Raw genomic sequence first — 22,370 nt, forward strand, 5'->3', positions numbered from 1 at the left:
CGTGCGGATCCTTCCCCTGCAGCGAGGTGTCGAAGACGCTGGTCGTAGGCTGGGACACCGTGTTGGTACTGGCGATCGATACCTCGACCCCGGCGGTCACCGCGGGCGTCGTCGAGGTGGACGGCGACGGGGTCGAGACGCGCGGTGACCGCGTGACGGTCGACCCGCGCGCCCACGGCGAGCTGATCACGCCGCACGCGCTGGCCGCCGCCGAAACCGCGGGGGTCGCGCTCAAGGACCTCGACGCGATCGTCGCCGGCGTCGGCCCCGGTCCGTTCACCGGCCTGCGCGCCGGGATGGCGACCGCGGCCGCGCTCGGGCACGCCCTCGGCATCCCGGTGTACCCGGTCTGCAGCCTCGACGCGCTGGCCGCCGACGTCACCTCGGCCGATCCCTTCCTGGTCTGCACCGACGCGCGCCGCCGCGAGGTCTACTGGGCCGCCTACGACGGCGCCGGGAACCGCACCGACGGCCCGCACGTCCAGCGCCCGGCCGAGCTGGCGACCGACGTCAAGGTCGCGGCCGGGGACGGTGCCGTGCTGTATTCGGCGGCGCTGGGCGTCCAGCCGATCGAGCCGCGCTTCCCGTCGCCCGCCGGGCTGGTGAAGGCCGCCCGGAGCGCGTTGCTGGCGAAGGCGGATCCGGCGCCGCTGACACCGCTCTACCTGCGCCGCCCGGACGCCGCCGAGCCCACCGCGCCGAAACGGGTGACCGCGAGGTGAGACTCGAGCCGCTGCGCCGCCGGGACATCGCCCGGTGCGTCGAGATCGAGCAGATCCTCTTCCCGGGCGACGACCCGTGGAGCTCCCGCGCGTTCCACTCCGAGCTGGACGCGGGCCACTTCTACCTCGCCGCGCGCCCGGACGAGGGCGCCGAGCTGCTCGGCTACGCCGGGCTGGCCGTCGTCGGGCGCCGCCGCGGCGAATACGAGGCGACCGTGCACACGATCGGCGTCGCCCCGGAGTACCAGGGCAAGGGGATCGGCAAGGCGCTGCTGCGCGCGCTGCTGGAGCGGGCCGACGAGTTCGAAGCGCCGGTCTTCCTCGAGGTCCGCACGGACAACACGACGGCGCTCGGCCTGTACGAGAGCCACGGTTTCGAACGGCTCGGCATCCGGAAGCGCTACTACCAGCCTTCCGGCGCCGACGCGTACACGATGGTCCGCCCGGCGCGGACGCGAGACGGGGTGGCGGGCTGATGGCACGCATCATCATGGGCATCGAGAGCTCGTGCGACGAGACGGGCGTCGGCCTGGTCCGCCTGCACGACGACGGCACGGTCGAGCTGCTCGCCGACGAGGTGGCGTCCAGCGTCGAGCAGCACGCCCGCTTCGGCGGCGTGGTGCCGGAGGTCGCGAGCCGCGCGCACCTGGAGGCGATGGTCCCGACGACTTCGCGGGCCTTCGAGAAAGCCGGGCTCGCACTGTCCGATGTGGACGCGATCGCCGTGACGGCCGGGCCCGGCCTGGCGGGCGCGCTGCTCGTCGGCGTCTCGGCGGCGAAGGCGTACGCGACGGCGCTGGACGTGCCGCTCTACGGCGTCAACCACCTGGCCGGGCACATCGCGGTGGACACGCTGCAGCACGGGCCGCTGCCGACGCCGTGCCTGGCGCTGCTGGTTTCCGGCGGGCACACGCAGCTGCTGCGCGTCGACGACATCGCGTCGTCGATCACCGAGCTGGGGTCCACTGTGGACGACGCGGCGGGCGAGGCGTACGACAAGGTCGCGCGCGTGCTCGGCCTCCCGTACCCGGGCGGCCCGCCGATCGACAAGGCGGCGAAGAACGGCGACCCGGCGGCGATCGCGTTCCCCCGCGGCATGACCGGCCCGCGCGACGCCAAGAACGACTTCTCCTTCTCCGGCCTGAAGACCGCGGTGGCCCGCTGGGTCGAAGGCGCGTCCCGCCGCGGCGAGGAGATCCCGGTGGACGACGTCGCGGCGTCGTTCCAGGAGGCCGTCGCGGACGTGCTGACGATGAAGGCGGTCCGCGCGGCGAAGGAGCAGGGGATCGGCACCATCGTGATCTCCGGCGGCGTCGCGGCGAACTCACGGCTGTCGGCCCTGGCCGCCGAACGCTGCGCGGCGGCAGGCATCGAGCTGCGCGTCCCGCGCCCCCGCCTGTGCACGGACAACGGCGCGATGATCGCGGCACTGGGCGCGCACGTCGTGGCGGCGAAGCGCCCGACGGCGAAGCTGGACTTCAGCGCGAACCCGGCCCTCCCGGTGAACGTGGTCTCGCTCTAGCGCACTGAAGGGGACGTTCCTGGCATCTGGTGAGCTGAAGGGGACTTTCCTCGCATCAGATGCGAGCAACGTCCCCTTCAGGACGCCGCGGCGTGGCGGGGGGCCGCCGTTCGCACGCCGAGGAGTTCCTCGATCGCCGCCACCGCCAGCGTGGCCGCATTGCCTTCGCCGTACGGGTTTCCGACCTGGGCCGGCCGCAGGTCGCCGCTCAACAGCCGGGCTGCCGTGTCGGCGATGCGCTCGGTGTCCGTGCCGACCAGCCACGCGCAGCCCGCCTCGACGACCTCGGCGCGCTCGGTCACGTCGCGCAGCACCAGCACCGGGGTGCCGAACGTCGGCGCCTCCTCCTGGATGCCGCCCGAGTCCGTCAGCACCAGCGACGCCAGCCGCAGGGCGCGGACCAGGTCCGGGTACTCCAGCGGGTCCGTGACCGTCACCCGCGGCAGGCCGTCGAGCGCCGCCTCCACCTGGGCGCGGACCTGCGGGTTGGGGTGCGCCGGGAACAGCACCTGCACGTCCGGGTGCTCGGCGACGATCAGCTGCACCGCGGCCAGCGTCCGTTCCAGGGGCTCGCCCCAGGACTCGCGGCGGTGCGACGTCACCAGCACCAGCCGCTCGCCGGCCTCGGCGATCTCCATCTCCAGCAACGCCAGCGCCGTGTCGCGGGCCGGCAGGTCGCGGGCCGCGATCTCCAGGACGGCGTCGACGACCGTGTTGCCGGTGACCGCGATGCGTTGCCGCGCAACGCCTTCCGCGCGCAGCTCCGCCGCCGCGCCGAGGGTGGGAGCCAGGTGCAGCGCCGCGAGTCGCGACACCATCTGGCGAGCGCCCTCCTCCGGGAACGGCGCCGCGAGGTCGTGCGTGCGCAGCCCGGCTTCCAGGTGCACCACCGGGATGCCCAGCCAGAACGCGGCCAGCGCGCCCGCGAGCGTCGTCGTGGTGTCGCCCTGGACCACCAGCGCGGCGGGGGCGTGCCGGCGCAGGAGGTCGTCGAGCGCGGGGAGCAGGCCGGCCACCAGCTCCGCCTGGCCGCCGGTGACCCGCGGCGGCACGTCCAGCCACGCGTCGACGGCCAGCCCGAACGGTTCCAGCGCCTGCTCGACCATGCCCGGGTGCTGGCCGCTGTGGACCAGGACCGGCCGCAGCGCCGGGTGCGCGTCGAGCGCCAGCGCCAGCGGAGCGAGCTTGAGCGCTTCCGGCCGCGTCCCGGCCAGCAACATCACGTCCACCCCGCGGTGCCCCTTCTCCACATCGTCCAGTTTCCCTGACTGTGCTGATCATTCCCAACCCGACCACAGTCACGGCCGAATGGCTTCGTGCCAACGGTTACCTACCGTGCGGGCGGTCGGCCTACTTTTGGCCGGCTTGGGAATTGCCACCGTAGGGGCCGCCGGCGTGCGAGGGGCGCACGCCGACGGCCCTTTTCTCAATCCCGCGCCTGGGAGAGACGGCGGTTGCGGCGGTGGACGGCGATCAGCGCGGTGGTCCCGAGCAGGACCAGGAGCACGCCGACGGCCAGCCACCACCCGATGTCGGCGCCGGTGGCGGCGAGGGTGCCCACCCCGCCACCGGCCACGCCGACGCCGGCGCCCGGCATCTTGTACATGCGGGCCTCGCTCAGGCCTGCGCGGAGCGGCGGCGGAAGATGCGCGTCCCGACCGGCACCGCGACGGCGCCGAGCAGGCCGAGCCCGATCCACAGCCCCGCACCGGACGCCAGCGGCATCGGCGGTGCGGCCGGTCCGCAGGTCGCCGACGACACGACGACGTCGCCCGAGCCGAGCGCGCCGACGACCCCGCCGAGCAGCTTCACGTGGATGGCGTTGACCGTGAGGCTGCCGTCCTTGTTCTGGATCTGCTCGTTGAGGATGACCGTCGCGACGTTGATCCCGGCGATCGCGACCTTGACCTGGGTGTTCGGCGCCGGGGTCGCGTCGACCGCGCCCGCGCTGCCGAGGTTCGCGCCGACCAGCGTGGTGCTGCCCTTGACGCCTTCCTGGGTCGCCGTGCAGACCGCTTCGACGGCCTTGGCGCCGACGTTGTTCCCGAGGGCCTTGAGCAGCGGCAGCCCGACGTCGGCGGTGCTCGCCTTGGCCGTCACCGCGCCGGAGTTGTCGTCGCGCTTGGCTTCGGTGTTGATCACGCCGGTGGTCAGGATCCCGGGCAGGTTCACCGTCGCCGTGCTGTTGCTGGTCGGGCCCGCGGTGTTCGCGGCCGCGAGGGGCCCCGCCTTCACCGCCGGCTGCCCGAGCAGCGTCACGTCGACGTTCACGCCGTACGCCGACCCGTCACCGGGAGCGGCCGACGCGGGGGCCGCGCCGGCGAGCACGACGCTCGCCACGACCGCGGCGAGCAGACCGCCGCGGCGCACGAGGGAGCTCTTCATCAACTGTCCTCCGAATTCGCTGGATTTTTCCGGGGGTTTCGCGTGACGGCGGCGCGGATCGATACCGGCTTGCCTCGAGTCGGCACGCGAATCGACTATCGCGAAGAGCGGCCCGAATAGCACACGAAATTTCCCGAATCACCGGATCGGGTATGACATGGGGAAGTTTCCGCAGGTCGTTTTCGCATCACTCGGATGGCCTAGCAAGTTCGCGACCCGATCTGCCGAATGGGCGGCTAAACCACACCTCCGGGTGGAAGCCGGGGCCGGTCGTGTTTTACGCTCGCCCGGGGTCCGCAGCTTGATCCGAGAATCGACACCGAGAGGAACGTCGTGGCCGTAGCGAGCGCTCCGAACGCAGGTATGGCACGGTTTCCGCTGGTCATCGCGCTGAGCGCGCTGGCGGCCGCGGGTGCCGTGGTGGTGCTGGCCGAGCGGTTCTACCGCGAGCTGGAAGTGCGGCTCGCGGGCGCGATCCTCGACGTGATCACTACATCGGGTGTTTATGTGGCCCCGGATCGGGAGTCCGTTTACTTTGGGTTGACGAGCGCTACTCCGTTCGGGTTGAGAATGACGCCGGAATGTTCATCGGCGTTCCTTTTGCTGCCACTGCTCGTTGTGACCATGGTCATGGTGTACTTCCGTCCCGCGAATGCGAAGCGGCTCTTCTTTTCGCTCGGCATTTCCGCGCTCGTCGTCGTGCTGGTGAACCAGCTGCGCATTCTCACGATCGTCGGGCTCGTCAACGGGTTCGGCACGGACGAGGGCTACTACTGGGGCCACACGCTGCTCGGCTCGATGGTCAGCGTGTTCGGCGGCGCCGTCTCGCTCGTCCTGTTCGTCTGGCTGGCCACGCGGAAGAAGAAGGCATGAGCGTCAAGGTCCTGCTGGCGATCACGCAGGCGTTCGCGCTCACGATGAGCGTGGCGTTCCTGGTCTACGTCGTCGTGATCGTGGTGCCCTACCTGCGCCGCAAGCCGGCCCCGGTCGGCGACCCGGCCGAGTTCACCTGGCACTTCTTCGTCCCGTGCCGCGACGAGCAGACGGTCATCCGCGAGACGATCCGCTACCTGCGCACGACGTTCCGCAAGGCGCACGTCTGGGTCGTCGACGACGACTCGGAGGACCGCACCGCCCGCGTCGTCCGGATGCTGTGGCGCCGCCACGGCGGGTACGACCCGTACCTGCACCTGGTGCCGCGCACGCGGCCCGAGGCCCGGACCGGCAAGGGGGACGCCCTCAACGCGGCCTACCGCGCGCTGAACGACTGGATGGGCCCGGACGCCTCGCGGGACGACGTCGTCGTGGTGGTCGTCGACGCCGACGGCCGCCCGGCGCCGAACTGCCTCGAGGTGTGCGCGGCCGGCCACCTCTTCGGCGACCCGGACGTCGGCGCGGTGCAGCTGGACGTCTGGATGAGCAACGTCGGGACACCACCGCCGACGGGCAACCCGGTCGGGCGCTGGTTCGGCCTCAAGCTCGCGCAGCTGCAGGACCTGGAGTTCCGGACGGCCATCGCGGCGATCCAGACGTCCCGCGGCTTCACCGGCACGATCTCCATGGGCGGCAACGGCCAGTTCACCCGGCTCACCGCGCTGGACTCCATCGCGGGCACCGACGCACAGCCGTGGCGCGGCTCGCTGCTGGAGGACTTCGAGCTCGGCGTCCACTTGCTCACGGCCGGCTGGCGCACCGGGTTCACGCCGGATTCGCACGTGGCGCAGGAAGGCCTCTACAGCCTGCGGCGCTTCCTCGTGCAGCGCACCCGGTGGGGCCAGGGCACCATGCAGTGCGCGCGGTACCTGCGCCGGATCTGGGACTCGCCGCACGTCAGCACGCTCGGCGCGGCGGAGATGATGTACTACCTCGCCCAGCCGTGGCTGCAGCTGCTCGGCTCACTGCTGTACCCGATCCCGTTCATCCTGCTGGTGGCGAGCACCGCGGGCGACCCGGCGCAGATGTGGACGTGGTTCACCGGCGGCGCGTGGATCCTGTTCGCCATCTACGGCTCGTTCGGGCTGCTGCCGTTCCTCGTCTGGGGCCCGATCTACCAGCTGAAGTGCTTGCGCAGCAAGAACATCCTGCGCGGCATCGGCCTCGGGTTCGCGTACGCGGCCTACATCTACACGTTCTACGTGACGTCGTGGCGGGCGCTGTTCCGCCTGGTCCGCGGCCGCAACGGCTGGGCGAAGACGCGCCGCAACACCGAACAGGCGGCGGGGGCGAAGGTCGCGCTGGACGCCTGAGCGGGGGCCGGGCCGCGATGCCTCTTACCCCCGCCGTGAGTTTCTGGTTAGGTTCTCACGGTCTGGCACCTGAACCCTGGGGGTTTATGCCCATGTCCGCTCGGTCCGTTCCCAGAGCGGCGGCCCTCGCCGCCGCCGTCGCCCTCCTCTCCGGGCTGGCCGCCGCGCCGGCCCGAGCCGATACCGCCGGTCAGCGGCAACGCGACTTCGCGGCCGCCGCCGCCGAGTTCGGCGTCCCGGAGAACGTCCTGCTCGGCGTCTCCTACCTGGAGTCCCGGTGGGACTTCAACGCCGGCACGCCCAGCACGTCGGCCGGCTACGGCCCGATGCACCTCACCGACGTGCGCGAGGCCGGGGTGGCGACCAGCCACCACGACGAAGGCACCGAAGACCCGCGCGGCGACGACGCGCGGCCCGCACTGCACCCGCAGGCCGGGCCCGCCGCGCCGCCGGCCGGGCTGCAGACCGTCGACGAGGCCGCGCAGCTGCTCAAAACGGACGCGAAGACCCTTCGCACCGACCCGGCCCAGAACATCCGGGGCGGCGCCGCCCTGCTCGCGAAGTACCACGCCGGCCAGACCGGGTGGTACGACGCGGTCGCCCGCTACAGCGGGTCCGACCAGGCCGCCGCCCGGTCCTTCGCAGACGAGGTCTTCGAGACCGTCAAGAGCGGCGTGGCCCGGACCACCGACGACGGCCAACAGGTCACCCTCGCCGCGACGCCGGACGTGCAGGTGCCGGCGCCCGCCGGGAACCCCGCCGGCGTCGAGTGCCCCCGGACCGTCGCCTGCGAGTCCGTCCCGGCGCCCTACCAGGAGCTGCCGAACGACGACTACGGCAACCACGACCTCGCCGACCGGCCGGAGAGCCAGAAGATCGACCACATCGTCATCCACGACACCGAGGGCTACTGGGACAACGTCCTCGACCTCGCCCAGGACCCGACGTACGTGAGCTGGCACTACACCATCCGCTCCAACGACGGCCTGATCGCGCAGCACGTCCCGACCAAGGACGTCGCCTGGCACGCCGGCAACTGGTACGTCAACGCGAAGTCCATCGGCATCGAGCACGAGGGCTTCGCCGCGAAGGGCACCTGGTACACCGAGGCGATGTACCGCTCGAGCGCGAAGCTCGTCGGCTACCTCGCGCGCAAGTACGGCATCCCGCTCGACCGGGCGCACATCATCGGCCACGACAACGTGCCGGGCACGGTCCCGTCGACGATCAAGGGCATGCACTGGGACCCGGGCCCCTACTGGGACTGGTCGCACTACTTCGACCTGCTGGGCGCGCCGCTCGGCGGGTTCGGCCTGCCCGGCTCGTCGCTGGTCACCATCGACCCGGACTTCGCGAAGAACCAGCCCGCGTTCACCGGCTGCGACAGCCCCGGGACCCCGTGCGCGCCGCGCGGGTCGGAAGCGGTCGTGCTGCACTCGGAGCCGAGTGAGTCCTCGCCGCTGCTGAAGGACGCCGGCCTCCACACCGACGGCTCGCCGTCGACGATGGACGTCTCCGACGTCGGCAGCCGCGCGGCGACCGGCCAGCGGTACGCGGTCGCGGACGTCAGCGGCGACTGGACGGCGATCTGGTACCTCGGCCAGAAGGGCTGGTTCCACAACCCGCGCGGAGCGAAGGTCGCGAAGCCGGCGATCGGCTGGGTCGCGACGCCGAAGCCGGGTCTCGCGACGGTGCCGGTCTACGGCCGCGCCTACCCCGAGCCGGAGGCCTACCCGGCGAACGTGCCGGTGCAGGCCATCACGCCGTTGCCGTACACCCTGGCCGCCGGGCAGAAGTACTCGTCGGCAGGCACGGTCGGGTCGGAGTACTACTACGCGGTGACCTTCGACCTCGCCGACCACGTGGTCGTGAAGGGCAAGCTGAAGTACGTCCAGATCCAGTTCGGGCACCGGATCGCGTTCGTCAAGGCGGACGACGTCCGGATCGTCCCGGCGTTCTAGGCGGTGTCCGGCGCCGGCCGCGTTCCCGCCGGGGCGCGGCCGGCCCGGATGATCGCGGAGTGCAGTTTCTCGCCGGCTTCGTGGGTGATCCGGACGTCGATGCCGGCGAACCCCGCGTCGCGGAGCAGGGCCCGGTAGCGGCCGGCGGTCAAGGCACCGCCCAGGCATTCGGCCGCTCGGGCCGCGCGGTCGGCGTCGGTGACCGCGTCGTCGGCGACGACGTCGGTGATCCCGAGCCGGCCACCGGGTCGCAGGACGCGGGCGATCTCGGCGAACACCGCCGGCTTGTCGGCGGAGAGCGCGATGACGCAGTTGGAGATGACGACGTCGACGGAGGCGTCCGGCAACGGGATCCGTTCGATCTCCCCTCGGATGAACTCGGCGTTGGTGACGTCGGCCCGCTCCGCGTGGCGGCGGGCGAGGGTGAGCATGTCGTCGGTCATGTCCAGGCCGATGGCGCGGCCGGTGGGACCGACCCGGCGAGCGGAGAGCAGGACGTCGAGCCCGCCGCCGGAGCCGAGGTCGAGCACGGTCTCCCCGGGCCGCAGGTCCGCGACGGCGAGCGGGTTGCCGCACCCGAGGCTGGTGGCGGCCACCTCGGCCGGGATCCCCGCCCCGGCGTAGTGGCCGGTCCCGAGCCGATCGGCGTCGGTGCGCAGGCCGGTTCCCCCGCCGGCCAGTGCGCGACGGGCGGCGGCGGCGTAGCGCTCGCGGACGGCTTCGCGGTCGGGGTTCACCGGCAGACCTCCGAGAACTCGACGGCGGCGTGGCCCATGACCACGTCGGCGGCGGTCGGGAAGCAGGACACGCAGCGCTGGTTGACCCGGTAGAGCCGGGCCGTGCCGCGCGGTTCGGCGAGCACGAACCGGGCTTCGGTGAGGACCTTCAGGTGGGCGGACACGGTCGACTGCCCGACCGCGACCCGGTCGACGATCTGCCCGACCGTCAGCGGGGAGCCGGTGGACGCCAGCAGGTTGAGGATCTGCACCCGGGTCGGGTCGGCCAGCGCCCGGAACCAGCCGGCGTAGGTCTCCGCGGTCGCACGGTCCAGCACGGCGGTCTCCCTTCCATCGTCCATCGACGATAAACGATGGAAGGGGTCGTGCGGAAGCCTCAGGGCGCGGCCGGCACCAGCTCGGCGAGCAGGGCCCGGACGCGGCGGTCGATCTCGTCGCGGATCGGGCGGACCTGCTCCACCGGGCGGCCGGCGGGGTCGTCGAGCTGCCAGTCGAGGTAGCGCTTGCCGGGGAAGACCGGGCAGGCGTCGCCGCAGCCCATGGTGATCACGACGTCGGCGGCTTCGACCGCGCCGGTGGTCAGGCGCTTGGGGAACTCGCGGGAGACGTCGATCCCGAGCTCGGCCATCACCGCGACCACGGCCGGGTTGACCGCGCTCGCGGGAGCCGACCCGGCGGAGCGGACGGTGACGCGCCCGGCGGCGTGGTGGTCCAGCAGGGCCGCGGCCATCTGCGAGCGGCCGGCGTTGTGGACGCAGACGAACAGCACTTCGGGGGTGTTCACGGGGTGACCTCCACGGGAGCCGGGGTGAAGCGGCGGCGGCGCAGCGCCAGTGACACGTAGACGAGCGCGACGAGCACGGGTACTTCGATCAGCGGCCCGACGACCCCGGCCAGCGCCTGCCCGCTGGTCGCCCCGAACGTCGCGATGGCCACGGCGATGGCGAGTTCGAAGTTGTTGCCCGCCGCGGTGAACGCCAGCGTCGTGGTGCGCTCGTAGGACAGCCCGACGGCTTTGCCGAACGCGTAGGACCCGGCCCACATCAGTCCGAAGTAGACCAGCAGCGGCACCGCGATCCGGACCACGTCCCACGGCCGCGCGGTGATCCGATCGCCTTGCAGCGCGAAGAGGACCACGATGGTGAACAGCAGCCCGTAGAGCGCCGCCGGGCCGATCTTCGGCAGGAACTCCGACTCGTACCAGGTCCGGCCCTTGGCGCGTTCGCCGAGCCGGCGGGTCAGGTAGCCGGCCACGAGCGGGATGCCGAGGAAGATCAGCACGCTCTTGGCGATCTGCCACCCGGACACCGCGAGATCGGCCTGGGGGAGGCCGAGCCGGCCGGGCAGGAACGCGAGGTAGAACCAGCCGAGCAGGCCGAACGCGAGCACCTGGAACACCGAGTTCAGCGCGACCAGCACCGCGGCGGCTTCGCGGTCACCGCAGGCGAGGTCGTTCCAGATGATCACCATGGCGATGCAGCGGGCCAGCCCGACGACGATCAGCCCGGTCCGGTACTCGGGCAGGTCCGGCAGCAGCAGCCAGGCCAGCGCGAACATCAGCGCGGGGCCGATCAGCCAGTTCAGCACCAGCGACGGCCAGAGCAGCCGGCGGTCCCGGGTGACCGCGCCGAGCCGGTCGTAGCGGACCTTCGCCAGGACCGGGTACATCATCACGAGCAGCCCGAGCGCGATCGGCAGCGAGATCCCGTCCACCCGCACCGCCGAGAGCCCGGTGTCCAGGCCGGGGATCCAGCGGCCGGCGAGCAGCCCGGCGACCATCGCGGCCGCGATCCAGCCGGGCAGGAACCGGTCCAATGTGGACAGCTTGCCGACGACCCTCACGTCAGGACCGGGGTGTCGCCGGTGACCAGGACGGCCGACAGGCGGGCCAGCACCTCGGGGTGGACGCGGTAGTACACCCAGGTCCCGCGGCGCTCGCCGGTGATCAGGCCGGACTCGCGCAGCACCTTGAGGTGGTGGGAGATCGTCGGGCCGGTCAGGTCGAACGCGTCGGTCAGGTCGCACACGCACGCCTCGCCCCCGGCGTGGGAGGCGATCAGCGACAGCAGGCGCAGGCGCACCGGGTCGGCCATCGCCTTGAACAGCTTCGACAATTCGACGGCCTGCGGTTCGGTCAACGGCTCGCGTGCCAGCGGGGAGCAGCAGGCGTCCATCGCGACGATGGGCAGCTGGTTCGGCATACGTCTATGTTGACACACGTCTATATAGAGAGCAATCTAAGTCCCGTCGCTGTTTTGATGAACGTCTATCCAAGGAGGACGGGATGTCACGGGTGCAGCTCGCACTGCGGGTCGGAGACCTCGAAGGCTCGATCGACTTCTACTCGAAGCTGTTCGGCACGGAGCCGGCCAAGCTCCGGCCCGGCTACGCCAACTTCGCCATCGCCGAACCGGCCCTCAAGCTCGTGCTCCTGGCGGGCGAGCCCGGTCAGGCGACCGTCATGGACCACCTCGGCGTCGAGGTCGAATCCACCGACCAGGTCAGCGAAGCCAGCAAGCGCCTGACCGGCGAAGGGCTGGAGACGCTGACCGAAGACGACACCACCTGCTGCTACGCGGTCCAGGACAAGGTGTGGGTGCACGGCCCCGGCCAGGAGCCCTGGGAGGTCTACACCGTCAAGGCCGACTCGCAGACCTTCGGCACCGACAGTGCCGCGCTCGTGACCCCGGCCACGTGCTGCACGCCCGACGCCGAAACCGGCCAGGTCGACAAGGCCGCCCAGCCCGAAGGCTGCTGCTCCTGACCCGAAACGGCCGGTCAGGCGAGCGTGGCCGGCATTTCGGCACGCCGGGTGGACCCTCCTTGCGAAGCTGGCACTCCCGTGGCTAGAGTGCTAATCGCACGGCCCGACAGCCCCGGCACCCGCGACGGCGGGGGTGGTAGAGCCGTAACCACATCCTGCCAACGCTTTCGACGACCGTGGAGGTCAACCCGGTGAGCGTGAACATCAAGCCGCTCGAGGACAAGATCGTTGTCCAGACGAGCGAGGCCGAGGAGACGACCGCTTCCGGCCTCGTCATCCCCGACACCGCCAAGGAGAAGCCCCAGGAGGGCAAGGTTCTGGCCGTGGGCCCGGGCCGGATCGACGACAAGGGCAACCGCGTCCCGCTGGACGTGAACGTCGGCGACGTCGTCATCTACTCGAAGTACGGCGGCACCGAGGTCAAGTACAACGGTGAGGACTACCTCATCCTGTCCGCCCGCGACGTGCTGGCCGTCATCAACTGACGTCCGCTCGCAGCGCATGACGCCCCGGGCCCCGCACAACGCCGGGGAGCGGGGCGTTTTTGCGTCCAGACCCACCGAAAGGTAAGCGGAACACGCTATGCCCAAGCAGATCAGTTTCGACGAGGACGCTCGTCGCGCGCTGGAGCGCGGGGTGAACAAGCTCGCCGACGCGGTCAAGGTCACCCTCGGCCCGCGCGGTCGCCACGTCGTGCTCGACAAGAAGTTCGGCGGCCCGACCATCACCCTCGACGGCGTGACCGTCGCCCGTGAGATCGAGCTCGACGACCCGTTCGAGAACCTCGGCGCGCAGCTCGCCAAGAGCGTCGCCACCAAGACCAACGACGTCGCCGGCGACGGCACCACCACCGCGACCGTGCTCGCGCAGTCGCTGGTGAAGGTCGGCCTGCGCAACGTCGCGGCCGGCGCCAACCCGACCTCGATCGGCCGCGGCATCGAGGCCGCCGCGGAGAAGGTCATCGAGGTCCTCAAGGCCAAGGCCACCCCGGTCAAGGGCCGCGAGAACATCGCCCAGGTCGGCACCGTGACCTCCCGCGACGCCAACATCGGCGCCCTGCTCGGCGAAGCCGTCGAGAAGGTCGGCGAGGACGGCGTCATCACCATCGAGGAGTCGTCGACCCTGGCGACCGAGCTGGTGATCACCGAGGGCGTCCAGTTCGACAAGGGCTTCCTCTCGGCGCACTTCGCGACCAACCCGGAGGAGCAGAAGGCGATCCTCGAGGACGCCTACATCCTGCTCGTCCGCGAGAAGGTCTCGTCGCTGGCCGAGCTGCTGCCGGTGCTCGAGAAGGTCGTCGAGGCCAAGAAGCCGCTGCTCATCATCGCCGAGGACGTCGACGGCGAAGCGCTGTCCACCCTCGTGGTGAACTCGCTGCGCAAGACGATCACCGCCGTCGCGGTCAAGGCGCCGTTCTTCGGCGACCGCCGCAAGGCGTTCCTGGACGACCTCGCGGTCGTCACCGGCGGCGAGGTCATCTCCGCGGAGATCGGCCGCAAGCTGGCCGACGTCGACCTCGGCGCGCTGGGCAAGGCCCGCCGGATCGTCGTCACCAAGGACGACACCACGATCGTCGACGGTGACGGCACCAAGGACGCCATCGCCGGGCGGGTCGCGCAGATCCGCAAGGAGATCGAGACGACCGACTCCGACTGGGACCGCGAGAAGCTGCAGGAGCGGCTCGCGAAGCTCGGCGGCGGCGTCGCGGTCATCAAGGTCGGCGCGGCCACCGAGACCGAGCTGAACGAGCGCAAGCACCGCATCGAGGACGCCGTGGCTTCGACCAAGGCGGCCGTCGAGGAGGGCATCCTGCCCGGCGGCGGTTCGGCGCTGGTGCACGCGGTCAAGGAGCTCGACGGCGGCCTCGGCCTCGAGGGCGACGAGGCGACCGGCGTCCGCATCGTGCGCGACGCGCTGTCCGCCCCGCTGTTCTGGATCGCGACCAACGCGGGCCACGAGGGCGCGGTCATCGTCAACAAGGTGCGGGAGCAGAGCTGGGGCCACGGCTTCAACGCCGCCACCGGCGAGCTCACCGACCTGCTGGCCGCCGGCATCGTCGACCCGGTCAAGGTGACCCGGTCCGCGGTGGCGAACGCCGCCTCGATCGCGCGTCTCGTGCTGACGACGGAGTCGTCTGTCGTCGAGAAGCCGGCCGAGGAAGAGCCCGCCGCGGCGGGCCACGGCCACTCGCACTGAGTCCGACGAAAACGGGGCGGTACTCCCAGGGAGTACCGCCCCGTTTCCGTGCCCGGAGAAGCACGGAGGGCGGCACCCCACCCGGTGCCGCCCTCCGATGTCCGGTGTCCGCTCAGCCGCCCGACATGCTGAGCGCGCGTTTGTCCGCCTTGATGAGGTGCTCGCGTTCGGACTCCGAGAGCCCGCCCCAAATGCCGTACGGCTCGTGCACCGCCAGCGCGTGGCTGCGGCACATCTCCAAGACCGGGCAGCTCAGGCAGACCGCCTTCGCCCTGGCCTCCCGTCGTGCTCGCGCCGGGCCGCGCTCGCCGTCCGGGTGAAAGAAGGACGCGCTGTCCATCCCCCGGCACGACCCTTCGAGCTGCCAGTCCCACATGTCGGCGTTGGGTCCTGGGAGCCTGCGCGTGTCTGCCATCCTGACCGCCTCCGTCATCCGGTCGATGCCGCTAGCTGCTCTGCTGTGGTGCCGATACTCCATTCGGTGCAACGGCGGTAACGTTAGAAGCGCGCCAATAGTTGTTCAAGCGATTCGGTTCGATTCAGCCGTTAGGCATCCCCCGGATGTGTGAGCAGGGGTTTCGCCTCCGGTTGCCGACGACGCCGGGTGCCTGGATATTGAGGCTCGTGGGAGCTGGGTCGGGCACCGAAGAACCCACCCTGCCGGTGGCCTCGGTCGCCCGCCGGCTCGGGGTCGCCCCGTCCACCCTCCGAACCTGGGACCGCCGCTACGGGCTGGGGCCCAGCCGCCACACGGACGGCCGCCACCGCCGCTACGGCAGCTCCGACATCGGCAGGCTCGAACTGATGCAGCGCGCGCTCCTCAGCGGCGCTTCGACGGCCGAAGCCGCGAAGTACGCCCTCGAGCAGATGCCGCGCTCCGGGCCGCCGCAGCCGGAGGAGCCCGACGAGCCTCCGGGGGTCCCGGGTCCCGACGACGGCCTCGAGGTGCGGTCCCGCCTGGCCCGCCGCCTGAGCACGGCGGCGCTGGCGATGGACGTCGGCGCGGTCCAGCGCATGCTCGCGGACACGATCGACGAGCTCGGCGTGCTCCCGGCGTGGGCGGGGGTGATCGAGCCGGTGCTGTCGGCGCTGGGTGCCCGCTGGCGCGGCGCGAGCGCGGGGGCGGAGGTCGAGTACCTGCTCGCGGAGTGCGTGTTCGCGGCGCTGGTGCGCGCCACCCCGGTGCTGGACGAGCCGCGCAACACCCGCCCGGTGCTGCTCGGCTGCGTCCCGGAGGAACGCGACAGCATGCCGATGTACGCGCTGGCGGCCTCGCTCGCCGGCCGGCGGATCGGCGCCCAGCTCTTCGGCGTCCCGCTGCCGGCGGAGGTACTGGCGGTGGCGGTCCGCCGGAGCGCGCCGGCCGCGGTGGTGCTCTGGGCGCACCGGCGGGGCGTGGCCGACACGAGGCTGTTCGCGCGCGTCTCGCGGGGGCGGCAGCGGAGCCGGCTGTTCGCGTGCGGACCGGGGTGGGACCCGGCGACGCTGCCGGACAAGGTGGAGCTGCTGACGGACCTCCCGGCGGCGGCGGACCGCATCGAGCACGTCTTGGTGGGCGGGCGGGAGTAGCCCTGTTCCTGACGTCCGGGCGCGCGGGACGGCAGTTCGATCATGTTTCCGTCGGTGGGAACCGCTAGAAAGGACGGGTGCACGAACCCGCCCTGAGGGCCGCCGCGTTCGGGAGCGACCCGCTGCCCGATCCCGCCGTCCTGCGCGGGGCCGGAAGCCCGCGCGAGCGACTGCTCGCCGCCATCGTGCTCGGCGCCCAGGGCCGCTACGCCGCCGCGGCGGCCCTCCTGGACGTCCTCCGCCACGACCCCGACCCGGTGACGGCCTCCCTGGCCGCCAGCACCCTCGGCGCCCACCGCCGCCAGCTGGGCGGCCACCGGCAGGCCCGCGCCCTCGACGGCGAGGCCTTCGCGAAGGTGGCCGCGCTCGAATCGGGCGCTGGTGCCGGCGGCCTCGGCGTGGCGGGGGTGAGGGCCGCAGCGTTGGAGGTCGGTCTCGGCACCGGTGCCGGCGGTCGCGGTCTCGGCGGCGAGGCCTTCGCCAGGGTCGCCGCGCTCGAAGGCGATCCCGACCCCGAGGGTCTCGGTGCGGGGTCTGCCGCGCGCGAAACCGGCCCCGAGGGTCTCACCGCGGCCCGCACGAGGACCGCGGCTGGTCCCGGCCCCGGCGGTCTCGATGCGTCCGGCGCCAAGGTCGCCCCGCCCGGAACCGGCCCCGACTCCGAGTGGCTCGCCGCGGCCCGCGTGAAAGCCGCGGCGTCCGAACCCGGTCCCGACTCCGGCGGCCTCGCCACGTCCGGTGCCAAGGTTGCCCCGTCCGGAACCGCCCCCGACCCCGAGGGGTCCGCCGCGGCCCGCGCGAGGGCCGCAGCACCCGAGCTGAGTCCCGGCTCCGGCCGCTCCGGAGTGGCCGCTGCGGAGGCTGCCACGCCCGGAACCGGTCCCGCGCCCACCGCTCCCGGCCAACCCGGCGCCAAAACCCTCCCCAACGCCGCCCACCCCGAGTCCGGCCCCGACCCCGACGGTCTCGACGCGGCCGGCGCGAGAGCAGACGCCCTCCTCGGTCTCGCCGCCGACAACCTCGCCCTCGGCCGGCTCCGCGCCGCCCGGCGGCTCGCCGCTCGGGCCGCCGAACAGCACGCCGGGTGGCGGGCCTGCGTCCGCGGGGGCTGGGTCGGGGCCGAGATCGAGCTCGCCGCAGGTCAGGGCGCTGCCGCCGTCCCGCACGCCGAGCGCGCATTCGAAACGGCGCTCGCGCGGGGTGCGCGGCGGCACGCGGTGAAATCCGGGATTGTGCTGGCTGTCGCCGTGCGGGCGGCCGGGCGTCCCGATCACCGGGAGATTTCGGACGGTCTTGTCGGAAATGCGTTGGCGACCGCCGAGGAATGCGAACTGCTTTCACTTTTGTGGCCCGCCGCCCTCGTCGCGGCCGACCTGCGCCCAGGACACGCCGAGGAGTATCGATTCAGAGTCGCCCAGGTGTTGCACGCAGTGTTACGAAGCGCAGATCCTTGCGGGAGGAGGATCGCGGGGGAATCGCCATGGGTGCCCGACCCGGGTGGTTGAGCCGTCGGAATGGGGTGTTCCGGCATCCGGGCTAAGAAACTTCAAAAAAAGCCACCGGATCGTGTCAAGGTTCGGGCTAAAGCGTCCGATAGGGGAAGAGGAATGTCACCCGGCTGCAGGAAGGAAACCCCGTGACGACGGTCTTGATCTGCGATGACCGACGCAGTGTCCGTGAAGGGCTCACCCGAGTGATGTCCGCGGTCCCTGGGGTCAGTCGCATCGACTGCGTAGCGCACGGTGACGAGCTGCTGGCCCGGTACTCCCGTCAGCCCGTCGACGTCGTGCTGGTCGGAACGCAGCGCGCGGTCCCGACAGGTGTCGAAGCCACCCGGCGGCTCGTCTCGGCCAACCCCCAGGCGAACGTCATCGTCTTCGGCGCCCCGGACGACGCGGGCAGCATCGCCGCCGCGATCGCCGGCGGTGCGCGCGGCTACCTCCGCTGGGACGCGTCCCGGCCGGAGCTGGTCGCCGCCCTCGCCCACACCCTCGCGAGCACTTCGGTGCCCGCGCCCCGTCAGCCGTCCGACCCGGGCGTCCAGCTGACGGAGCGCGAGCTCCAGGTGCTCCGCGGGATGAGCCAGGGCAAGAGCAACGGCCAGATCGGCCGCGAGCTGTACCTGTCCGAGGACACGGTGAAGACCCACGCCCGGCGGCTGTTCCGGAAGCTCGGCGTGCGCGACCGCGCGCAGGCCGTGGCGCACGGCTTCCGCCGCGGCCTGGTCAGCTGACCCGTCCCCGCGGCAGTTCTCCCCGATCCTGACACGGCCGGAATACAGGTGACGACGGGCCAGGGCGCACCGCCCTGGCCCGTACCTGTGTGGTCCCCATCACACTCCGGCGCCCGATGAGGCAGCCCCCGCGACGGTTCGCCGCCGCGGCACCCGTCCCTCCGACGGATCTCGTACCCGTGGCCCCGTTCGCTCGTTGAATCGTCGGATCCGGCCGCGGGTCTGCAGGAAGAACCGTATTTTCGCGGCTCCGGCGAGCACGGCGCGCCGGGGAACACCGCGCGCGTCGGTCCGGTGCGGGCCGAAGGTACGGTAGCGGTCACCGGTTCGAGGTGGAGGCGACCACGGGCCGGGTTCTTTGCACACCTACGCGTAACACTGGGACTGTTGTCTGCGATGGCCAATGTGGGGGATGGACTGGATGAACCGGTCGCCGCTGCTGTCGAGGGAGATCCCCAGGCAGTGGAGCGGCTGCTGGCTGCTATCCGTCCACTGGTAGTGCGGTATTGCCGCGCCCGGGTTGGCAGGCAGGAGCGATCGTTCGCTTCGGCGGACGACGTTGCGCAGGAGGTGTGTCTCGCGGTGTTGACGGCATTGCCCTCGTACCGTGACCAAGGCCGCCCATTCCTGGCGTTCGTCTACGGAATCGCTCAGCACAAGGTGGCCGACGCGCACCGCGCGGCGGCGCGCAACCGGGCCGAGCCGGTGGCCGAGATCCCCGACGAGGTCGAAGGCGGGGTCGGCCCCGAGCAGCGCGCGCTGCAAGGTGAGCTGAACGAGCGGATGTCCCAGTTGTTGCAGGTGCTGCCGGACAAGCAGCGGGAGATCGTGGTGCTTCGCGTGGTCGTCGGCCTGTCGGCGGAGGAGACCGCGGACGCGGTCGGCTCCACCCCGGGTGCCGTCCGCGTCGCCCAGCACCGCGCCCTCGCGCGGCTGAGAAAGGTCCTGGCCGCGGAGGAGGTGATCTGAGTGACCGGTCACGAGAGAGGTTTCGAGCCGGATGACGTCTTCGCCAGTGGCCTGACGGCGTCGGAGGCGGAGTTCGCCGCCGACTTGTCGGCCGTGCAGGCGGATGACGCGCTGCTCGACGCGCTCGGGGGTTCCGACCCGGCGCTGGCCGACGGCCTCGGCGACCAGGAGCTCAACGCGTTGCTGGTGGCGTGGCGAAGAGACATCGACAGCGAGCCGCTGGCCGAGCTCGTCGACGTCGACACCGCCGTGCGCACCGTCAGCACCGCCGCTCTCGCGAAGCGGCACGCCTCGAGCGGACGCCGCCGCAGGCTGCTCGTCCCCGTCGCCGTCGCCGCCGCCGTGCTGGCGATCGCGTTCACCGGGACCGGGCTGGCCGCGCGCTCCGCGGAACCGGGCGACACCCTCTGGGGCCTCGCGAAGGTCCTGTACTCCGACCACACCCGCTCGGTCGAGGCCGCCGCGAACGCGAAGCTCGACCTCGAGAAGGCGAACCTCGCCATCGCCGGCGGCAACCTCGACGCCGCCCGCGAAGCCCTCGACGCCGCCCAGGCCGCGCTGTCCCAGGTCAGCGACGAGGACAACCGCGACCAGCTGATGGAGCAGCACCGGCAGCTCGCCGCGCAGCTGCAGAACCCGGAAGCACCGGTCCAGGGTCCGATCCAGACGACGGTGCCGACGGTGCCGCCCGGCGCGTCGTCGACGCAGGTGCCGCCGGCGGGCTCGGCGACGTCCATCCCCGGCAGCGGCAGCGGCACCACCAGCCTGCCCGGCAGCGGGACGCCGACCCCGACGCCCCCGCCGCCGACCACCGAGACCCCGACCCCGACGCCCACCCCGCCGCCGACCACCACGGGGGCGACGGGTAACGAGCCGGGCACCCCGCGCAGCGAGACCGCGGGCGGGCAGCAGAGCGTCAGCGGCGAATAACGGCTACGAAAAAGCCCTGGTGAGCAAACTCACCAGGGCTTTTTTCGTCGGTGCGGAGGCGCTCAGTAGGCGCTTTCGTTGGCCGTCACGCCGTCGGCGAAGCCGCGGCAGTAGTCCCAGCTGACGTAGTCGCCGGGGTTCGGGTCGTAGGCCGGCTCGTGCGGGCGCATCCGCCCGTCGGCCAGCAGCTGCTCGAGACTGGCCCGCAGCAGGTGCCAGTCGTGGTAGTGCGGTTCGTCGCATTCACCGCAGTCCACGACGATCCCGCGGACCCCGCGGGGTTCGAGGAGCGCCTGGTAGACGGCGAGATCCGAGAGGTCGGCCAGCAGTTCGGTGCGTTCGGAGTCGCTGATCGGCTCGTCCAGCCGGTCCTCGTCGTCACCGAAGGCGCGGGCCGGGTCGTCCGGATCGTCCGCGAACGGGTCTGGGGGCAGGACATCGTGCGCCACGGCCTGCACGGTACCCGGCGGTCGCGGCGGCTCGCCCACCGCCCGGGGCGGGCGTGGCGCCCCGATATCATGAGGAGAAGGCTCCGAGTCGCCACAGCGACCCCGCTCATCCCGCGCCAGGAAGGCCCTTCACCCGCTATGACCAGCGACGGCACCACCGCCCCCGTTCCGGCCAAGTTCGCCATGCTCGGCCTGACCTTCGACGACGTGCTGCTGCTGCCGGCCGAATCGGACGTCGTCCCCAGCGCCGTCGACACGAGCTCCCGGCTGACCCGGAACATCACCCTCGGCGTCCCCCTGGTGTCCGCCGCGATGGACACCGTCACCGAAGCGCGCATGGCGATCGCCATGGCCCGGCAGGGCGGCATCGGCGTCCTGCAGCGCAACCTGCCGATCGACGAGCAGGCCGCCGCGGTCGAGGTCGTGAAGCGCTCCGAGGCGGGGATGGTGACCGACCCGGTCACCTGTTCGCCGGACGCGACACTGGCCGAGGTCGACGCCCTGTGCGCGAAGTTCCGCATCTCCGGCGTGCCGGTGACCGACGCGGCCGGGACGCTGGTGGGCATCATCACCAACCGCGACATGCGGTTCGAGGTCGACCACTCCCGCCCGGTGTCCGAGGTGATGACGAAGCCGCCGCTGGTCACGGCGCAGGTCGGGGTCTCGGCGGACGCGGCGCTCGGGCTGCTGCGCCGCCACAAGATCGAGAAGCTGCCGATCGTCGACGGCGCGGGCAAGCTGCGCGGCCTGATCACCGTCAAGGACTTCGTGAAGACCGAGCAGTACCCGAAGGCGACGAAGGACCCGGACGGCCGGCTCATCGTCGGCGCCGCGGTCGGCGTCGGCCCGGACGGGCACCAGCGCGCGATGGCGCTGGCCGACGCCGGGGTCGACGTGCTGATGGTCGACACCGCGCACGGGCACTCCCGCGCGGTCGTCGAGACCGTCTCGCTGCTGAAGAAGGAGCTGGGCGACTCGGTCGACATCGTCGGCGGCAACGTCGCGACGCGGGCGGGCGCGCAGGCGCTGGTCGACGCGGGCGCGGACGGCATCAAGGTCGGCGTGGGCCCGGGCTCCATCTGCACCACCCGGATCGTGGCCGGCGTCGGCGTGCCGCAGATCTCGGCCATCTACGAAGCCGACCAGGCCGCGCGCCCGGCGGGCATCCCGGTCATCGGCGACGGCGGCATCCAGTACTCGGGCGACATCGCCAAGGCCATCGCGGCCGGCGCGTCCACGGTGATGCTGGGCAGCCTGCTCGCCGGCACCGCCGAGTCGCCCGGCGACCTGATCCTGGTCAACGGCAAGCAGTTCAAGGTCTACCGCGGCATGGGCTCGCTGGGCGCGATGCAGTCCCGCGGCCAGGGCAAGTCCTACTCGAAGGACCGCTACGCCCAGGACGACGTGCTCAACGAGGACAAGCTGGTCCCGGAGGGCATCGAAGGCCGGATCCCGTTCCGCGGGCCGCTGGCGAACGTCGTGCACCAGCTGGTCGGCGGCCTGCGCGCCGGCATGGGCTACGCCGGTGCCGAGACGATCGCGCAGCTGCAGGACGCGCAGCTGGTCCGGATCACCGCGGCCGGGCTCAAGGAGAGCCACCCGCACGACATCACGATGACGGTCGAGGCGCCGAACTACACGACCCGCTAGTCCGCCCCTTCGATCATTCCCCCCGGCCGCCGCGGCC

At 72.0% G+C, this 22,370-nt stretch carries 25 protein-coding genes; 15 read left to right on the forward strand and 10 right to left on the reverse strand.

Annotated elements, in window-relative coordinates:
- Positions 1-59: 59 nt before the first annotated feature.
- Genes tsaB through tsaD form a run of 3 tightly spaced genes read left to right on the forward strand, consistent with a single transcriptional unit; the run spans position 60 to position 2,244 of the window.
- Complete coding sequence (gene tsaB / locus AB5J73_RS15955; protein ID WP_370973172.1) at positions 60-722, forward strand: tRNA (adenosine(37)-N6)-threonylcarbamoyltransferase complex dimerization subunit type 1 TsaB; 663 nt, start codon at positions 60-62, stop codon at positions 720-722.
- A complete protein-coding gene (rimI, locus tag AB5J73_RS15960; RefSeq protein ID WP_370970455.1) occupies positions 719-1,198 on the forward strand; it encodes a ribosomal protein S18-alanine N-acetyltransferase in 480 nt (159 codons plus the stop codon). Before tsaB ends, rimI begins: the two co-directional genes overlap by 4 nt.
- On the forward strand, positions 1,198-2,244 hold the full coding sequence (gene tsaD / locus AB5J73_RS15965) for a tRNA (adenosine(37)-N6)-threonylcarbamoyltransferase complex transferase subunit TsaD (protein WP_370970456.1): 1,047 nt from the start codon (positions 1,198-1,200) through the stop codon (positions 2,242-2,244). Before rimI ends, tsaD begins: the two co-directional genes overlap by 1 nt.
- A gap of 77 nt (positions 2,245-2,321) precedes the next feature.
- Here the strand turns inward: tsaD and wecB are convergent, their stop codons facing one another.
- The 3 genes from wecB to AB5J73_RS15980 form a co-directional block, all read right to left on the reverse strand.
- Positions 2,322-3,473: a non-hydrolyzing UDP-N-acetylglucosamine 2-epimerase gene (wecB, locus tag AB5J73_RS15970; protein WP_370973175.1), complete on the reverse strand. Its 1,152-nt coding sequence runs from the start codon at positions 3,471-3,473 to the stop codon at positions 2,322-2,324.
- A 197-nt stretch (positions 3,474-3,670) separates the two neighbouring features.
- Positions 3,671-3,850, reverse strand: a complete 180-nt coding sequence (locus AB5J73_RS15975) for an LPXTG cell wall anchor domain-containing protein (protein ID WP_086861812.1) — start codon at positions 3,848-3,850, stop codon at positions 3,671-3,673.
- Positions 3,851-3,861: 11 nt separating this feature from the next.
- Positions 3,862-4,629, reverse strand: coding sequence for a choice-of-anchor P family protein (locus AB5J73_RS15980; protein WP_370970457.1), 768 nt, complete (start codon positions 4,627-4,629; stop codon positions 3,862-3,864).
- Between the two features lie 363 nt (positions 4,630-4,992).
- On the opposite strand from AB5J73_RS15980, the gene xrtP reads away from it, so the two are divergent.
- The 3 genes from xrtP to AB5J73_RS15995 all read left to right on the forward strand — a co-directional run bounded on the left by xrtP (position 4,993) and on the right by AB5J73_RS15995 (position 8,836).
- Positions 4,993-5,502, forward strand: a complete 510-nt coding sequence (gene xrtP / locus AB5J73_RS15985; RefSeq protein ID WP_370973178.1) for an exosortase P — start codon at positions 4,993-4,995, stop codon at positions 5,500-5,502.
- Entirely contained in the window at positions 5,499-6,875 is a 1,377-nt protein-coding gene (locus AB5J73_RS15990) for a glycosyltransferase family 2 protein (protein WP_370970458.1), read from the forward strand. The genes xrtP and AB5J73_RS15990 overlap by 4 nt, the downstream gene beginning before the upstream one ends.
- Before the next feature lie 86 nt (positions 6,876-6,961).
- A complete protein-coding gene (locus AB5J73_RS15995) occupies positions 6,962-8,836 on the forward strand; it encodes an N-acetylmuramoyl-L-alanine amidase (RefSeq protein WP_370970459.1) in 1,875 nt (624 codons plus the stop codon).
- On the opposite strand, the gene AB5J73_RS16000 is transcribed toward AB5J73_RS15995, so the two are convergent.
- From AB5J73_RS16000 to AB5J73_RS16020, 5 genes are read right to left on the reverse strand one after another with little or no spacing between them, the layout of a single operon-like run.
- Positions 8,833-9,573, reverse strand: coding sequence for a methyltransferase domain-containing protein (locus AB5J73_RS16000; RefSeq protein ID WP_370970460.1), 741 nt, complete (start codon positions 9,571-9,573; stop codon positions 8,833-8,835). The two genes, AB5J73_RS15995 and AB5J73_RS16000, sit on opposite strands and share 4 nt — an antisense overlap.
- Positions 9,570-9,890 (reverse strand): ArsR/SmtB family transcription factor, encoded by a 321-nt coding sequence (locus AB5J73_RS16005; protein WP_370970461.1) that lies wholly within the window; start codon positions 9,888-9,890, stop codon positions 9,570-9,572. Before AB5J73_RS16005 ends, AB5J73_RS16000 begins: the two co-directional genes overlap by 4 nt.
- A gap of 59 nt (positions 9,891-9,949) precedes the next feature.
- Complete coding sequence (locus tag AB5J73_RS16010) at positions 9,950-10,357, reverse strand: arsenate reductase ArsC (protein ID WP_370970462.1); 408 nt, start codon at positions 10,355-10,357, stop codon at positions 9,950-9,952.
- Positions 10,354-11,415 carry an ACR3 family arsenite efflux transporter gene (arsB, locus tag AB5J73_RS16015; RefSeq protein ID WP_370970463.1) on the reverse strand — a complete coding sequence of 354 codons (1,062 nt, stop codon included), beginning with the start codon at positions 11,413-11,415 and terminating at the stop codon, positions 10,354-10,356. The genes AB5J73_RS16010 and arsB overlap by 4 nt, the downstream gene beginning before the upstream one ends.
- Positions 11,412-11,774: a metalloregulator ArsR/SmtB family transcription factor gene (locus AB5J73_RS16020; protein WP_370970464.1), complete on the reverse strand. Its 363-nt coding sequence runs from the start codon at positions 11,772-11,774 to the stop codon at positions 11,412-11,414. Before AB5J73_RS16020 ends, arsB begins: the two co-directional genes overlap by 4 nt.
- 83 nt (positions 11,775-11,857) lie before the next feature.
- On the opposite strand from AB5J73_RS16020, the gene AB5J73_RS16025 reads away from it, so the two are divergent.
- The 3 genes from AB5J73_RS16025 (at position 11,858) to groL (ending at position 14,533) form a co-directional block, all read left to right on the forward strand.
- Positions 11,858-12,337, forward strand: a complete 480-nt coding sequence (locus AB5J73_RS16025) for an ArsI/CadI family heavy metal resistance metalloenzyme (protein WP_370970465.1) — start codon at positions 11,858-11,860, stop codon at positions 12,335-12,337.
- Between the two features lie 191 nt (positions 12,338-12,528).
- Positions 12,529-12,822 carry a co-chaperone GroES gene (groES, locus tag AB5J73_RS16030; RefSeq protein ID WP_004559922.1) on the forward strand — a complete coding sequence of 98 codons (294 nt, stop codon included), beginning with the start codon at positions 12,529-12,531 and terminating at the stop codon, positions 12,820-12,822.
- 97 nt (positions 12,823-12,919) lie between these two features.
- Entirely contained in the window at positions 12,920-14,533 is a 1,614-nt protein-coding gene (gene groL / locus AB5J73_RS16035; RefSeq protein WP_370970466.1) for a chaperonin GroEL, read from the forward strand.
- A 112-nt stretch (positions 14,534-14,645) separates the two neighbouring features.
- Here the strand turns inward: groL and AB5J73_RS16040 are convergent, their stop codons facing one another.
- Positions 14,646-14,966: a WhiB family transcriptional regulator gene (locus AB5J73_RS16040; RefSeq protein WP_013222678.1), complete on the reverse strand. Its 321-nt coding sequence runs from the start codon at positions 14,964-14,966 to the stop codon at positions 14,646-14,648.
- 230 nt (positions 14,967-15,196) lie between these two features.
- Between AB5J73_RS16040 and AB5J73_RS16045 the strand changes: the two genes are divergently transcribed.
- The 5 genes from AB5J73_RS16045 (at position 15,197) to AB5J73_RS16065 (ending at position 20,234) form a co-directional block, all read left to right on the forward strand.
- On the forward strand, positions 15,197-16,102 hold the full coding sequence (locus AB5J73_RS16045) for a MerR family transcriptional regulator (protein ID WP_370973181.1): 906 nt from the start codon (positions 15,197-15,199) through the stop codon (positions 16,100-16,102).
- A gap of 77 nt (positions 16,103-16,179) precedes the next feature.
- Complete coding sequence (locus AB5J73_RS16050) at positions 16,180-17,607, forward strand: hypothetical protein (protein ID WP_370970467.1); 1,428 nt, start codon at positions 16,180-16,182, stop codon at positions 17,605-17,607.
- Between the two features lie 131 nt (positions 17,608-17,738).
- Positions 17,739-18,335, forward strand: coding sequence for a response regulator transcription factor (locus AB5J73_RS16055; RefSeq protein ID WP_003073605.1), 597 nt, complete (start codon positions 17,739-17,741; stop codon positions 18,333-18,335).
- Between the two features lie 396 nt (positions 18,336-18,731).
- Positions 18,732-19,304: a sigma-70 family RNA polymerase sigma factor gene (locus AB5J73_RS16060; protein WP_026468912.1), complete on the forward strand. Its 573-nt coding sequence runs from the start codon at positions 18,732-18,734 to the stop codon at positions 19,302-19,304.
- A complete protein-coding gene (locus AB5J73_RS16065) occupies positions 19,305-20,234 on the forward strand; it encodes an anti-sigma-D factor RsdA (protein ID WP_370970468.1) in 930 nt (309 codons plus the stop codon).
- A gap of 62 nt (positions 20,235-20,296) precedes the next feature.
- On the opposite strand, the gene AB5J73_RS16070 is transcribed toward AB5J73_RS16065, so the two are convergent.
- Positions 20,297-20,692, reverse strand: a complete 396-nt coding sequence (locus AB5J73_RS16070; protein ID WP_086856224.1) for a DUF5319 domain-containing protein — start codon at positions 20,690-20,692, stop codon at positions 20,297-20,299.
- Positions 20,693-20,821: 129 nt separating this feature from the next.
- On the opposite strand from AB5J73_RS16070, the gene guaB reads away from it, so the two are divergent.
- Positions 20,822-22,333 (forward strand): IMP dehydrogenase, encoded by a 1,512-nt coding sequence (guaB, locus tag AB5J73_RS16075; RefSeq protein WP_370970469.1) that lies wholly within the window; start codon positions 20,822-20,824, stop codon positions 22,331-22,333.
- Positions 22,334-22,370: the final 37 nt, after the last annotated feature.

It is taken from the genome of Amycolatopsis sp. cg9, assembly GCF_041346945.1.
Classification (GTDB): Bacteria; Actinomycetota; Actinomycetes; order Mycobacteriales; family Pseudonocardiaceae; genus Amycolatopsis.

What these genes read in the sequence shown, in the direction of transcription:
- tsaD (WP_370970456.1), top strand. Translation starts at nt 1,198, where the DNA reads ATGGCACGCATCATCATGGGCATCGAGAGCTCGTGCGACGAGACGGGC.
- AB5J73_RS15975 (WP_086861812.1), bottom strand. Translation starts at nt 3,850, where the DNA reads ATGTACAAGATGCCGGGCGCCGGCGTCGGCGTGGCCGGTGGCGGGGTG.
- AB5J73_RS15980 (WP_370970457.1), bottom strand. Translation starts at nt 4,629, where the DNA reads ATGAAGAGCTCCCTCGTGCGCCGCGGCGGTCTGCTCGCCGCGGTCGTG.
- xrtP (WP_370973178.1), top strand. Translation starts at nt 4,993, where the DNA reads ATGGCACGGTTTCCGCTGGTCATCGCGCTGAGCGCGCTGGCGGCCGCG.
- AB5J73_RS15990 (WP_370970458.1), top strand. Translation starts at nt 5,499, where the DNA reads ATGAGCGTCAAGGTCCTGCTGGCGATCACGCAGGCGTTCGCGCTCACG.
- AB5J73_RS15995 (WP_370970459.1), top strand. Translation starts at nt 6,962, where the DNA reads ATGCCCATGTCCGCTCGGTCCGTTCCCAGAGCGGCGGCCCTCGCCGCC.
- AB5J73_RS16020 (WP_370970464.1), bottom strand. Translation starts at nt 11,774, where the DNA reads ATGCCGAACCAGCTGCCCATCGTCGCGATGGACGCCTGCTGCTCCCCG.
- AB5J73_RS16025 (WP_370970465.1), top strand. Translation starts at nt 11,858, where the DNA reads ATGTCACGGGTGCAGCTCGCACTGCGGGTCGGAGACCTCGAAGGCTCG.
- groL (WP_370970466.1), top strand. Translation starts at nt 12,920, where the DNA reads ATGCCCAAGCAGATCAGTTTCGACGAGGACGCTCGTCGCGCGCTGGAG.
- AB5J73_RS16040 (WP_013222678.1), bottom strand. Translation starts at nt 14,966, where the DNA reads ATGACGGAGGCGGTCAGGATGGCAGACACGCGCAGGCTCCCAGGACCC.
- AB5J73_RS16060 (WP_026468912.1), top strand. Translation starts at nt 18,732, where the DNA reads ATGGCCAATGTGGGGGATGGACTGGATGAACCGGTCGCCGCTGCTGTC.
- guaB (WP_370970469.1), top strand. Translation starts at nt 20,822, where the DNA reads ATGACCAGCGACGGCACCACCGCCCCCGTTCCGGCCAAGTTCGCCATG.